We start from the raw sequence: 12,335 nt of genomic DNA on the forward strand, positions 1-12,335 counted from the left end.
GCCACGACGGTGGAGGAGTGAACCCCGCATGACCCCGCACGACCGCCCGGACGCACCCCGCCGGCGTGGCGACGTCGCCGCGCTCGGCTACCGGCTGCAGGACCTCGACGGAGCCTCGTACCGCTCCTACAAGGGCCTCACCGGCGTCTGGACGGGTGAGGACGGCTACGACCTCGAGATCCGGACGGTGCAGGCCGACCCGTTCGCGCCGCCGTCGCGGCTGCGGGTGACCGTGCCCGCCCGGACCGCGGGACTGCCGCCCGGCCTGTACCACGGCGCCGTCCGCGCGCGTGCCCTCGGCGGGTTCCTCGCCCGCGCCCTGCGCCGCGCGGTGGAGCACAGCACCCTGCGGGTCGACGCGGGCGGCCAGGAGGTGCTCGACCGCAGCGCGGTCCGCATCCGGCCCGACGGCACGGTCGTCGCCGAGCTGTCGGTCCCGCTGCCCGGCCGTGGGCGCCGGATCGACGGCGGGGCCGCGGCCGCCGCGCTGACGGTCGTGCTGCCCCGCGCGGTGCTCGGCGCGCTGCGCTGGGAGACCGCCGACACCGCCGCGGCCGAGCAGTTCGTGGAGACCGTCGAGGACGCGGGTGCCCTGCGCGACGCGCTGGCCGGTCGTGGCCTGGTCGGGTTCGTCGCCGACGGCGCGGTGCTGCCGCGGGCCTCCGGTGTCGACGACCGGCCGTTGGCCGGCGGGGTGCCGTTCGTCTCCCCGCCGGAGCTGCGGGTGACCCTGGACGTCCCGCACCGCGGCACGGTGACCGGGATGGGCGTCCCCGAGGGGGTCACGCTGATCGTCGGCGGCGGCTACCACGGCAAGTCCACGCTGCTGCGCGCGCTGGAGAGCGGCGTGTACGACCACGTCCCCGGCGACGGCCGTGAGCTCGTCGTCGCCCGTGCCGACACGGTGTCGGTGCGCGCCGAGGACGAGCGCTCGGTGCAGCGCGTCGACGTGTCGGCCTTCGTCACCGGCCTGCCGTCCGGGAACCCCACCGACGACTTCTCGACGGAGTCGGCGTCCGGGTCGACCTCCCAGGCCGCCGCCACGGTCGAGGCGCTGGAGGCCGGTGCCGGCGTGCTGCTGATCGACGAGGACACCGCCGCCACCAACGCCATGATCCGCGACGACCGGATGCGCGCGCTGATCCCGGCCGAGCCGCTGGTCCCGTTCGTCGAGCGGGTCCGGCCGCTGCACCGCGGGCACGGGGTGTCCACCGTGCTCGTCATGGGCGGGTCGGGGGAGTACCTCGACCGCGCCGACACGGTGGTCCTGCTGCAGGACTACACCGCCTCCGAGGTCACCGGGCGGGCCCGGGAGATCGCCGGGCGGGCGGACGAGGCGGGCGACTCCGCGTTCCCGGCGTTCGCGCGCCGCGAGTTCGACCCCCGCAGCGTGGACGCCTCGGTGCGCGGCCGGCGCCGGGTGACCGCCCGTGGCCGCGGCCGGCTCACCTTCGGCGCCGACGACATCGACCTGTCCGCGATAGCCCAGCTCGCCGACCCCGGCCAGACCACCGGCGTCGGGTACGCCCTGGCCGCCCTCGACCTGCGCGGGGTCACCCTCGCACAGGCCCTGGACCGGCTGGAGGAGGCGGTGCGCCGCGAGGGGCCCGACGCGATCACCCGGGGCGCCCCCGTGGACGTCGCGGTGCCGCGGCGGCACGAGGTCGCGGCCGCCCTGAACCGACTGCGACCGGCGCGTGTGACCCACCTCCACGGAAACGGTCAGATCTGACTGTTACAGTGCGCTCCGAGCACGTGCACCGACGCACCGTCACCGGAGGACCCCATGACCCAGCCTGCCCAGCGGGACCTGAACGGCCGCACCATCGTCATCTCCGGCGGCAGCCGTGGCATCGGCCTCGCGATCCTGCTCGCGGCCGCCCGCCGCGGCGCCAACTCCGTCATCCTGGCCAAGACCGACCAGCCCGACCCCCGTCTGCCCGGCACCGTGCACACCGCGGTCGCCGAGATCGAGCAGGCCGGCGGCAAGGCCGTCGCCGTCGTCGGCGACGTGCGGGTCGAGGAGGACGTGGACCGCGCCGTCGCGACCGCCGTCGAGACCTTCGGCGGGGTCGACATCGTCGTCAACAACGCCAGTGCGCTGAACATGAGCGGCACCGCCGACGTCACGCCCAAGCGCTACGACCTCATGCAGTCGATCAACTCGCGCGGCACCTACCTGCTGACCCGGGCCGCGCTGGACCACCTGAAGGCCTCCGACGACGCGCAGGTCCTCACCCTGTCCCCGCCGATCAACCTCGACCCGAAGTGGCTCGGGGAGTTCCCGCCCTACATGCTCTCCAAGTACGGCATGTCGCTGCTGACCCTGGGCTGGGCGCACGAGTTCGCCGGCGACGGCATCCGGGCCAACTGCCTGTGGCCGCGCACCACCATCGCCACCGCGGCCGTGGTCAACCTGCTCGGCGGCGACGACGCCGGCAGGCGGGCCCGCACCCCGGAGATCATGGCCGACGCCGCCGTGGCCGTCCTGACCGACCCGGCCCGCCCCACCGGGCAGACCTTCATCGACGACGAGGTGCTCGCTGCGCACGGCGTCACCGACCTCGCCCCGTACGGCGCCTCCGAGCACAACGACATCGACTTCTTCATCGAGGGCACCGACCCGGCCGACCTCCCGAAGCACTAGTGCCCCGACGGTGACCGGTTGACCCCATCGGGTGACGCCCGGAACCGGCGGGCCCGGGTGCGCGACCCCTCACGACGGCGCGGGCACCCGTCCCGCCACCCCGGACCGACGACGAGGAGCACCCGAGTGCGACACATCGCCACCTTCTGCGGCAGCTGCAACTGCGGATGCCCCGAGCTGTACGTCGACGACGACGCCGCGCCGGAGAAGCGCATCGTGGTCACCGACGACTTCGGCCAGCGCGTGCAGATGAGCGTGGACCAGTTCGCCGACCTGGTCGCCTCGGCCCGCACCGGCCTGCTGGACGAGCTCGTCGCGAGCTGAGCCGCTACGCGATCGCGGGGCCGCCGGGGACCTCCCCGGCGGCCCCGTCGTCGTTCCCGGGCCGGTCACCGGCCCCGGCGAGGCGCCCCGCGAGGTCGATCAGCTCCTCGCGCAGCGGCGCCGCCCGCTCGGCGAACCCGGCCTGGGCGCGGGCGTACTCGGCGCGCCCGGCGGGCGTCTCGATCGGCACCGGGTCGAACCCGTGGCCGGACAGGTCGTAGGGGGAGGCCCGCATGTCCAGCTCGCGCACGTCCGCGGCCAGGGCGAAGCAGTCGGCCACGACCTCCGACGGCACCGCCGGGGCGAGCTTGTAGGCCCACTTGTAGAGGTCCATCGTCGCGTGCAGACAGCCCGGCTGCTCCATGTCGACCTGCCGCTCCCGGGTCGGGACGAGCTCGTTGCGCGGGGCCGCGGCGTCGGTGAAGAACCGGTAGGCGTCGTAGTGGGTGCAGCTGATCCGCGCCGACTCGACGACGGCGTCGGTGCCCGCCCGCCCGAGGCGCAGCGGCACCGTGTCGCGGTGCCGGGCGTCGTCGGTGCGGTAGACCATCGCCCACTCGTGCAGGCCGAAGCAGCCCAGCCGCGGCGCCCGGGAGCGGGTCGCGGTGAGCAGCCGGTGCACGAACGCCGCCGTCGTCCGCAGCCGCGCCGGCGCCGCCGCGGGGTCGAACAGCACCGTGCCGTCGGGCCGGGTGACGTGGCCGGGGCGGTCGGCGAGCTCCGCGGCGTCGGCCAGCGCCACTCCGGCACCCGGGTCCCAGCGCTCCAGCTGGGCGGGGCGGTGGGAGTAGTAGGTGAACAGGAAGTCCCACACCGGGTGCGGCTCGCCGCGCCGTCGCCGCTCGCGGTGCGGCACGGTCCACACCGCGACCCGATCCCGGTGCGCCGCCGCCCGCGCCCGCCACGCGGCGCCGTCGAGGACGGGCACGGCGGTGGTGGGGGCGGAGGGCGTGGGCACGGTGTCCGACGGTACGACCCGCCCGGGTCAGGTCGGGGTGCCGGGGGCGTGGGTGGCGTCGCGGACGCTGCCGACGAACGCCTCGGTGAGGTCCTCCATGGTGACCATGCCGACGGTGGTGTCGTGCCCGTCGACGGCGCGGGCCAGGTGTGCCCGGGCCGCCCGCAGCGTCGCCAGCGCCTCGTCCAGGCGGGCCGAGGCCGGGACCGAGGGCAGGCTGCGCACCCGCTGCGGCGGGATCGTCGCCGACTCGGAGTCGGCGAGGTCCAGCACGTCCTTGACGTGCAGGTACCCGGTGAGCCTGCCCTGGGCGCCGCGGATCGGGAAGCGGGAGTACCCGGTCCGCTCCACGGCCTCGGTGAGCGCGGAGACCGTCGTCGACCCGCCGGGGCCCGCGTCGAGGCAGACCAGGTCCTCCAGCGCGACGACGACGTCGGAGACGGTCGCCTCCGCCGAGGACAGGGTCCGCTCGATCCGGGAGCTCTCGGAGTCGTCGAGCAGGCCCTCCCGGCGCGAGTCGCCCAGCATCTCGGCGAGCTCGCCGGTGGTGAACGCGGTCTCCAGCTCGTCGCGCGGGGTCACCCCGACCAGGCGCAGGGTGCCGTTGGCCATCGCGTTGAACAGGTCGATGAACGGGCGGGTGACCCGGGTCCACACCAGGAACGGCGGGACCAGCAGGATCGCCGCGCGTTCGGGACCGGCGATCGAGATGTTCTTCGGCACCATCTCGCCGAGCATCATGTGCGCGACGACGACGATCATCAGCGACACCGCGAACGCGACCGGGTAGGCGAACGCCTCCGGCACCCCGACGGCGGCGAGCGGCCCGTCGATGAGGTGCGCGACGGCGGGCTCGCCGAGCCGGCCGAGCAGCAGCGAGGCGATGGTGATGCCCAGCTGGGAGGCCGCGAGCATCCGGGACAGGTCGTGCGAGGCGTCGAGCACCCGCCGCGCCCCGGCGGACCCGCCGTCGGCCATGGCCTCCAGGCGGTCCTTGCGGGCGGAGATCAGTGCGAACTCCGCGGCGACGAAGAACGCGTTCACACCGAGCAGGGCGACGGCGGCGAGCAGTGCGATCAGGTCGTTCACGCCGGCACCGCCCCGTGCGCCGCGGTGCGGTCGGTGGTGCGGTCGGTGGTGCGCCCCACCCGGACCTCGGCGACCCGGTTGCGGTCGCGGCGCAGGACCTCGAGGGTCCACCCGTCGACCTCGACGGCGTCGCCGACGTCGGGGATGCGGCCCAGCCGGGCCACGACCAGCCCGGCGAGGGTCTCGTACTCCCCGTGCGGCATCCGGAAGCCGGTGGCCTCGTCGACCTCGTCGTCGCGCATCAGCCCGGACAGTGCCCACACCCCGTCGCCGAGGCGGCGCACCCGGTTCTGCTCGCCGCGGTCGTGCTCGTCGCGGACGTCGCCGACGATCTCCTCCACCAGGTCCTCCATGGTCACCAGGCCCGCGGTGCCGCCGTACTCGTCGACGACGACGGCGGTCTGCAGCCCGGCCGCCCGCAGCCGGGTCATGAGCTCGTCACCGTCCAGCGACGACGGCACGGTCTCGACCGGCCGGGCCAGGTCCCGCACCGCGGTGTCGGCGCGGCGGGCCGGCGGGACCGAGAACGCCTGCTTGACGTGCACCAGCCCCAGCGGGACGTCCGGGTCGCCGTCCACGACCGGGAACCGGGAGAACCCGGACCGGCGGGCCAGCGCCACCAGGTCGGTCACGGTGTCGGTGGCGTCGATGGTCTCCACCCGCACGCGCGGGGTCATCAGGTCCTCGGCGACGCGGTCGGTGAAGCGCAGCGAGCGCTCCAGCAGCACCGCGGTGCCCGGGTCGATGCTGCCGCTCTCGGCGCTGGCCCGGACCAGCGAGCTCAGCTCGCCGGGGGAGCGGGCCGAGCGCAGCTCCTCGGCCGGCTCGATGCCGAGGCGGCGCACGATGGCGTTGGCCGCGGTGTTCAGGCCGGTGATGAGCCAGCGGAACGCCGCGGCGAACCCGGCCTGCAGCCACACCACCGAGCGCGCCACCTCCATCGGGTGGGCGATGGCGAGGTTCTTCGGGACCAGCTCGCCGAACACCATCGACAGCACCGTCGCCAGGACCAGCGACAGCACGGTGGCGGTGCCCGAGGCGATCCCGGCGGGCAGCCCGACGGCCTCCAGCACCGGCCGGATCAGCTCGGCGACGGCGGGCTCGGCGATGTAGCCGGTGGCCAGGGTGGTGGCGGTGATGCCGAGCTGGCAGCCCGACAGCTGGAACGACAGGCCGGCGTGCGCCCGCTGCACCGAGCGGGTCCGCCGGTCGTCGCTGCGGGCGACGGCGGCGTCGATGCGGCTGCGCTCGAGCGCGGTGAGGGAGAACTCCGAGGCGACGGAGACAGCGGTTCCCAGGGTGAGCGCGACGACCGCGAGCAGCCCGAGACAGGAGAGCAGGATGGACACGGAGCTCAGGGCCTCCATCAGGGAGAAACGGTGCACGACGATACGGCGGCCGCGCCCGGCCCGCCCGACGGGAGCTGCGAGTGATCTCACGGCGTCCCGACGGTGATCCGGGCCGTGACCGGGGTCTAGGTTGGTCAGCCATGACCACGGCGACGTCGCCCTCCGCACCGCTCCCCGCGCCACCGGGTCCCCCGGACGGCCGCCGGGGGCCGGTGGCCGGGGCCCCGACCGCGGCGCAGCGGTGAGCGCCCCGCAGCCGACGCCCCCGTCGGAGCGCGCGACCCGCGCGGCCGCGGCGCCCCCGCAGTACGGCGGCCGGCGCAGCTCCGGGCTGGCCCGGGGGAGCGCCTCACCGTTCGTGGACTTCGACCGCCGCTCCTGGGCGCAGCTCGCGTCCTCGACCACGGTGCCGCTGTCGGCCCAGGAGCTCGAGCAGCTGCGCAGCTACGGCGACTTCGTCGACCTCGACGAGGTCCGCGAGGTATACCTGCCGCTGTCGCGGCTGCTCAACCTGCACGTGGAGGAGGGCGGGCGGCTCTACCGGGCCTACCGGCGCTTCCTCGGCTCGGGCGGGGCCCGCACCCCGTTCGTGATCGGGATCGCCGGCTCGGTCGCGGTCGGCAAGTCGACCACCGCGCGGCTGCTGCGCCTGCTGCTGGCCCGCTCCCCGGAGCACCCCGACGTGCAGCTGGTCACCACCGACGGGTTCCTCTACCCCAACGCCGAGCTGCAGGCCCGCGGGCTGATGGAGCGCAAGGGCTTCCCGGAGTCCTACGACCGCCGCAAGCTGCTGCGGTTCGTCTCCGAGATCAAGGGGGGCCGCCCCGAGGTGAGCGCCCCGGTCTACTCGCACCTGGTCTACGACATCGTGCCCGACTCCCAGCTCGTGGTCCGCAGCCCCGACATCCTCATCGTCGAGGGCCTCAACGTGCTCCAGCCCGCGGTCGCGGGCGCGCTGACCGTGTCGGACTTCATCGACTTCTCGGTCTACGTCGACGCCGCCACGGCCGACGTCCGCCGCTGGTACGTCGAGCGGTTCCTGCGGCTGCGCGAGACCGCGTTCCGGGACCCGCAGTCGTTCTTCCGCCGCTACGCCGAGCTCGACCACGACGCGGCCGTGGCCCGGGCCGAGCACATCTGGGCGACGATCAACCAGCCCAACCTGGAGCAGAACGTGCTGCCCACCCGCTCACGGGCCAGCGCGGTGCTGACCAAGGGGCCGAGCCACGACGTCACGCGGGTGCGGCTGCGCAAGCTCTGACCAGCGCCGGGACCAGGGCGTCGGCGGCCTCGCCGACCCGGGCCGCGGAGCAGGTCTCGTCGGTGACGTGCGCCAGCTCGGGGTCGCCGGGCCCGTACACCAGCACCGCCGGGTCCCCGAGCGCCCCGACGAGCACCGACGCGTCGGTGAAGTAGGACGCGTACGCCGCCGGCCCGCCGTACCCGAGCACCGTCGCGGCCGCGGCCGCCCGCGGGTCGGCCGGGTCGGTCGCGACGGCGGGCAGGTCCAAGCGGACCTCGACGTCCGGGACGCCGCGGTGGGGGGTGGCGGCCAGCGCGGCGCGGGCGATCCCGGCGACCTCGTCGCGGGCGGTGGCGGCGTCCAGGCCGGGGACCAGGCGCAGGTCGACCTCCAGCTCGGCGCGGTCGGGCACCAGGTTGGGCTGCAGCCCGGCGTGCAGCGTCCCGGGGTTGGCCGTGGCGGCGCCGTGCGTGGCGCTGACGGGCCAGGTGTGGTCGTGCAGCGCCGCCGCGACCCGGCCGAGCGCGACGAGTGCGTTGTCGCCCAGCTCGGGGCGCGACCCGTGGGCGCCGACCCCGTGCTGCACCAGCCGCAGCCACAGCACGCCCTTGTGGCCGTGCAGCACCCGGTTGGCGGTCGGCTCGGCCACCACCAGCAGCGGTGACGGCTCCAGGCCGGTGAGCAGGCGGGCGCCGTCGCCGCCGGTCTCCTCGCCGAAGGTGAACACCAGCTGCAGCGGGGTGGCCGGGTCGCTGCGCAGCGCCGCGACGACGAGCGCCGCGACCCCGGCCTTCATGTCGGTGCTGCCGCGCCCGCGCAGCCGCCCGTCGACGACGTCACCGGCGTGCGGGTCGAACGACCAGCCCGCCGGGTCGGCGGGGACGGTGTCGAGGTGCCCGGTGAGGGTCACCGGCGGGCGGCCGTCGCCGCGGCGCGCCACCAGGTTCGCCCGCGCCGGGTCGGCCGGGTCGGGCTCGGTGCGCACGGTGAAGCCGCCGTCGTCGAGCAGGCCGGCGAGCAGGTCGGCGGCCGCGCGCTCCCCGCCGCCCCGGGTGCCGAGGGCGATCAGCGAGCCGGCGAGGGCGACGGGGTCGGGGGTCTCCATCTCCCCGACCCTTCCACGCCCCCGCCGCCTCCGAGGGCCGATGCCATTGCTCATCACTTCTTTGGCAGAATGGGGCGATGAGTGAGGGATCGGGCAGCGAGTCCGGCGGCTCCGGCGGCACCGTGGTGTCGAGCCGCTTCGAGACGAGCGACGACGAGGTGGCATCCCGGCTGCGGCTGGCCGTGGGCCGGCTGAACCGCCGGATCCGCATCGACGGCTCCGAGTCGCTGCCGCCGTTGCAGCTGTCGACCCTGGTCACCGTCGAGCAGCACGGCCCGCTGCGCCTGTCGGAGCTGGCCCGTCGGGAGGGCGTGACCGCACCGACGATGTCCCGGGTGCTGTCCGCGCTGGACGACCAGGGCATGGTCGAGCGCGCGGCGGCCCCGGGCGACGCCCGCGGCGTGCTCATCTCGATCTCCGCCGACGGGCTCGACCGGCTGCGCGAGGTCCGCAGCCAGCGCACCGCGCTGGTCGCCCGCCGTCTCGACCGGCTCGACGCCGCCCAGCGCGCCGCGCTGGAGGCCGCGCTGCCCGCGATCGAGGCCCTGATCGTCGCCGACGAGGACTGAGCGCTGCCGGATCCCCTCAGGCCTCGGCGCCGTCGACGGTGACCACGACCCGGGAGCCGTCGTCCCGGCTGCCGCCCGCGACGGACCGCAGTCCCGCGACCCGCGCCGACTCCGGCAGCGGGTCGGGGTAGTGCCAGAACACCTCGGCCAGCCGGGTCCCGCCGGGCAGGTCGGCGTGCTCGTAGTGCGCCTCGCCCTTGTAGGGGCAGCGGGTGCGCAGCCCGCTCGGCGTGGTCGGGACGGCGACGTCGGCGGCGGGCAGGTACCAGCGGTTCGGCAGCCCGGTCTCCGACAGCACCCACGGGTGCTCCGAGCGGGCCAGCACCGTCTCGACGCCGTCGGTCGCGACGTGGGTGACCACGACCTCGCGGTGGGTCGGGCGCACGTCGACCCGGGTGTAGGGGTCGGTGAGGTGGGCGAAGACCTGCTCGTCCTCGTCGTACCAGGCGTCGGCGGCGTTCCAGTACACCGCGGCGAGCCCGCGCAGCCAGGGTGCGGCCGCCACGGGCTCGGGGTAGTGCCAGACGGCGTTCTCGGCGATCCGGTCGCCCACGACGAGCGACCGGTAGGACGCGTCGCCCTTGAACGGGCAGTGCGTGGTGTGGTCGGTGGCGACCAGCACGTCCTGGTCGAGGTCGGTCTCGGGGACGTAGAGCACGGGCAGCAGGTTCGACTCGTGGACGAGGAACCCGCCGCGGGTGTCGAGCACGGTGCGCCCGGCGAACTCCGCCCGCACCCGCCTCGGGAACGGATGCATGAGCAGCTTGTGCGGCGGGCCGTCGATCGCGTAGTTCACCGTGGTCGGCGCGTACGGCGACAGCGGGCCGTCGGTGCGGGTCAGTCCCATGTGGCCTCACCTCGTGGGTGGTCGTGCGGGTCGGTACCCACACAACCACCCACGGGGAGAACCTGCCACGGGGCTACAGCGAGAGTTGCACGTCGTAGTCGCCGATCCAGGTGTTGAGGTCGATGATGCGTTCCAGCTGCATCCGGCGGCCCATCGAGTTGGCCTCGTGGCCACCGCCCTCGTCGAGCCTGCGCCGCACCGCCGCCCGGTCCACCAGCGGCGCGACGGGCGCGTCGTCGCCCTGCCCGACGATCTCGGCGACCTGGTCGCGCAGCGACTTCTCGTAGGAGTCGTCCTGGGTGGAGGGGTAGGGGCTCTTGACCCGCTGCACCACCGACTCGGGCAGCAGGTCGGAGGTGGCGTGGCGCAGCAGCGACTTCTCGCGCCCGTCGAAGTTCTTGTGCGCCCACGGCGTGCCGAAGACGTACTCGACGAGGCGGTGGTCGCAGAACGGGACCCGCACCTCGAGCCCGACGGCCATGCTCATCCGGTCCTTGCGGTCCAGCAGCACCGGCAGCCAGCGGGTCAGGTAGAGGTAGCAGATCTCGCGCATCCGGCGCTCGTGCGGGTCGTCGGCGGCCGGGCCGGTCAGCTCCGGCACCTCGGCGAGCGCGGCCCGGTACTGGTCGTCGAGGTAGCCGGGGACGTCGAGCTTGTCCCACAGGGCCCGGTCGAACAGCCCGGGGTCGGACTGGTCGGCGTTCATCATCCGCCCGGCCAGCCACGGGAAGGTGTCCGCGGCGACGGTCTCCGGGTCGTGGAAGTCGCGGTAGCCGCCGAACACCTCGTCGGCGGACTCCCCGGACAGCGCGACCGTGGACTCCTGGCGGATCGCGGAGAACAGCAGGTACAGCGACGAGTCCATGTCGCCGATGCCGGCGGGCAGGTCGCGGGCGTGCACCGTGGCCCGGCGCACGGCCGGGTCCATCATGTCCTCGGTGCGCAGCACGATGTCGCGGTGCGAGGTCCCGACGTACTCGGCGACCTCGTGCACGTAGGGGGAGTCGGGGGTACCGCGCGCGTCGTCGGCGACGAAGTTGTCGGCGTAGCCGACGAAGTCCACCGCGAAGGACCGCACGGTGCCGTCGACGTGCTTCGCGGCCAGCGCGGTGAGCGCCGAGGAGTCCAGCCCGCCCGAGAGCAGCGTGCACAGCGGGACGTCGGCGTAGAGCTGGCGCAGCGCGGTGTCCTCGAGCAGCTCGCGGACGTGGTGCACGGTGGTGTCGACGTCGTCGGTGTGCCCGGTGTCGGTGAGCTGCCAGTAGCGCTCCTCGCGGACGCCGCCGTCCCGCGAGACCCGCACGACGCAGCCGGGCGGGACCTCGCGCATGCCGCGGAACACCGCGTTGGACATGTCGGAGACGAACGCCAGCGCCCGGCGCAGGCCTTCGGCGTCGACGACCCGCTCGGCCTCGGGGTTGGCCAGGATCGCCTTGGGCTCGGAGCCGAACAGCACCCCGTGCGGGGTGGGGTAGTAGTACAGCGGCTTGATGCCCAGGCGGTCACGCACCAGCACCAGCTCGTTCGTGCCGGAGTCCCACAGGGCGTAGGCGAACATGCCGTTGAGCCGGCGGGCGACGTCCCGTGGGTCCTTCGCGCCCCACTCGCGGTGCGCCCGCAGCACGACCTCGGTGTCGCTGGAGGTCCGGAACCGGTGCCCGGCGGCGGCGAGCTGCTCGCGCAGCTCGCGGAAGTTGTAGGTCTCGCCGGAGTAGACCATGTGCAGGGCGGGGGCCCCGCCCTCGTCGAGGGTCATCGGCTGGCGGCCGCCCTCGATGTCGATGACCGCGAGCCTGCGGTGGCACAGCGCCGCCGGACCCTGGGCCCACACGCCCTGCTGGTCCGGTCCGCGGCAGGACATCGTGTCGTTCATCGCCGCGAGGGTGCGGGCGTGCTCGTCCGCCCCCAGGTCGTGTCGGTAGTCGATCCAGCCGCAGATTCCGCACACGGTTGAGCGCCTCCTCGATCTCGTGGCCCGGGCCGCGTCGCCCGGTAAGATCGATTGCAACGCTAATGATTGCGAGACGCAACACGTGGGTAACACGAGGCGGGCGCTCCGTCCGGTAGCGGGCGGTTCGTCCAGCGCTTTCGACGACGGGCGTCGCTGATCACACTCGTTCGGCGGAGCATCGTTGCGTGAAGGCGCACGAACCTTTCGATCCGCTTACGTGATTGCGATCGTCAATGTTGCAGTCCGCAACGTG

11 protein-coding genes are annotated in these 12,335 nt (G+C 74.5%); 5 read left to right on the forward strand and 6 right to left on the reverse strand.

The window, feature by feature from the left end; genetic code table 11:
- Positions 1-28 precede the first annotated feature (28 nt).
- From ZF1_RS14240 to ZF1_RS14250, 3 genes are all read left to right on the forward strand, one after another.
- A complete protein-coding gene (locus ZF1_RS14240) occupies positions 29-1,732 on the forward strand; it encodes a P-loop domain-containing protein (protein ID WP_482637490.1) in 1,704 nt (567 codons plus the stop codon).
- 54 nt (positions 1,733-1,786) lie between these two features.
- Positions 1,787-2,647, forward strand: coding sequence for an SDR family oxidoreductase (locus tag ZF1_RS14245; protein WP_482637491.1), 861 nt, complete (start codon positions 1,787-1,789; stop codon positions 2,645-2,647).
- A gap of 126 nt (positions 2,648-2,773) precedes the next feature.
- Positions 2,774-2,971 (forward strand): hypothetical protein, encoded by a 198-nt coding sequence (locus ZF1_RS14250; protein WP_405417126.1) that lies wholly within the window; start codon positions 2,774-2,776, stop codon positions 2,969-2,971.
- Positions 2,972-2,975: 4 nt separating this feature from the next.
- On the opposite strand, the gene ZF1_RS14255 is transcribed toward ZF1_RS14250, so the two are convergent.
- From ZF1_RS14255 to ZF1_RS14265, 3 genes are read right to left on the reverse strand one after another with little or no spacing between them, the layout of a single operon-like run.
- Complete coding sequence (locus ZF1_RS14255) at positions 2,976-3,929, reverse strand: 3-methyladenine DNA glycosylase (RefSeq protein ID WP_482637492.1); 954 nt, start codon at positions 3,927-3,929, stop codon at positions 2,976-2,978.
- A gap of 27 nt (positions 3,930-3,956) precedes the next feature.
- Positions 3,957-5,018 carry a hemolysin family protein gene (locus tag ZF1_RS14260; RefSeq protein WP_482637493.1) on the reverse strand — a complete coding sequence of 354 codons (1,062 nt, stop codon included), beginning with the start codon at positions 5,016-5,018 and terminating at the stop codon, positions 3,957-3,959.
- Positions 5,015-6,385: a hemolysin family protein gene (locus tag ZF1_RS14265; RefSeq protein WP_482637494.1), complete on the reverse strand. Its 1,371-nt coding sequence runs from the start codon at positions 6,383-6,385 to the stop codon at positions 5,015-5,017. The genes ZF1_RS14260 and ZF1_RS14265 overlap by 4 nt, the downstream gene beginning before the upstream one ends.
- Positions 6,386-6,698: 313 nt before the next feature.
- On the opposite strand from ZF1_RS14265, the gene coaA reads away from it, so the two are divergent.
- Complete coding sequence (coaA, locus tag ZF1_RS14270) at positions 6,699-7,628, forward strand: type I pantothenate kinase (RefSeq protein ID WP_405421820.1); 930 nt, start codon at positions 6,699-6,701, stop codon at positions 7,626-7,628.
- On the opposite strand, the gene ZF1_RS14275 is transcribed toward coaA, so the two are convergent.
- A complete protein-coding gene (locus ZF1_RS14275; RefSeq protein ID WP_482637495.1) occupies positions 7,600-8,715 on the reverse strand; it encodes a M20/M25/M40 family metallo-hydrolase in 1,116 nt (371 codons plus the stop codon). The two genes, coaA and ZF1_RS14275, sit on opposite strands and share 29 nt — an antisense overlap.
- Before the next feature lie 77 nt (positions 8,716-8,792).
- Here ZF1_RS14275 and ZF1_RS14280 point away from each other — a divergent pair, with 77 nt between their 5' ends.
- Positions 8,793-9,284, forward strand: coding sequence for a MarR family winged helix-turn-helix transcriptional regulator (locus ZF1_RS14280; RefSeq protein WP_476651427.1), 492 nt, complete (start codon positions 8,793-8,795; stop codon positions 9,282-9,284).
- A 16-nt stretch (positions 9,285-9,300) separates the two neighbouring features.
- On the opposite strand, the gene ZF1_RS14285 is transcribed toward ZF1_RS14280, so the two are convergent.
- Both ZF1_RS14285 and asnB read right to left on the reverse strand, forming a co-directional pair.
- Positions 9,301-10,131 (reverse strand): DUF427 domain-containing protein, encoded by an 831-nt coding sequence (locus ZF1_RS14285; protein ID WP_476651429.1) that lies wholly within the window; start codon positions 10,129-10,131, stop codon positions 9,301-9,303.
- Between the two features lie 73 nt (positions 10,132-10,204).
- Complete coding sequence (gene asnB / locus ZF1_RS14290) at positions 10,205-12,079, reverse strand: asparagine synthase (glutamine-hydrolyzing) (RefSeq protein WP_482637496.1); 1,875 nt, start codon at positions 12,077-12,079, stop codon at positions 10,205-10,207.
- Between the last annotated feature and the right edge of the window lie 256 nt (positions 12,080-12,335).

The organism is Pseudonocardia sp. ZF1, from assembly GCF_056835605.1.

What these genes read in the sequence shown, in the direction of transcription:
- ZF1_RS14240 (WP_482637490.1), top strand. Translation starts at nt 29, where the DNA reads ATGACCCCGCACGACCGCCCGGACGCACCCCGCCGGCGTGGCGACGTC.
- ZF1_RS14245 (WP_482637491.1), top strand. Translation starts at nt 1,787, where the DNA reads ATGACCCAGCCTGCCCAGCGGGACCTGAACGGCCGCACCATCGTCATC.
- ZF1_RS14265 (WP_482637494.1), bottom strand. Translation starts at nt 6,385, where the DNA reads ATGGAGGCCCTGAGCTCCGTGTCCATCCTGCTCTCCTGTCTCGGGCTG.
- ZF1_RS14275 (WP_482637495.1), bottom strand. Translation starts at nt 8,715, where the DNA reads ATGGAGACCCCCGACCCCGTCGCCCTCGCCGGCTCGCTGATCGCCCTC.
- ZF1_RS14280 (WP_476651427.1), top strand. Translation starts at nt 8,793, where the DNA reads ATGAGTGAGGGATCGGGCAGCGAGTCCGGCGGCTCCGGCGGCACCGTG.
- ZF1_RS14285 (WP_476651429.1), bottom strand. Translation starts at nt 10,131, where the DNA reads ATGGGACTGACCCGCACCGACGGCCCGCTGTCGCCGTACGCGCCGACC.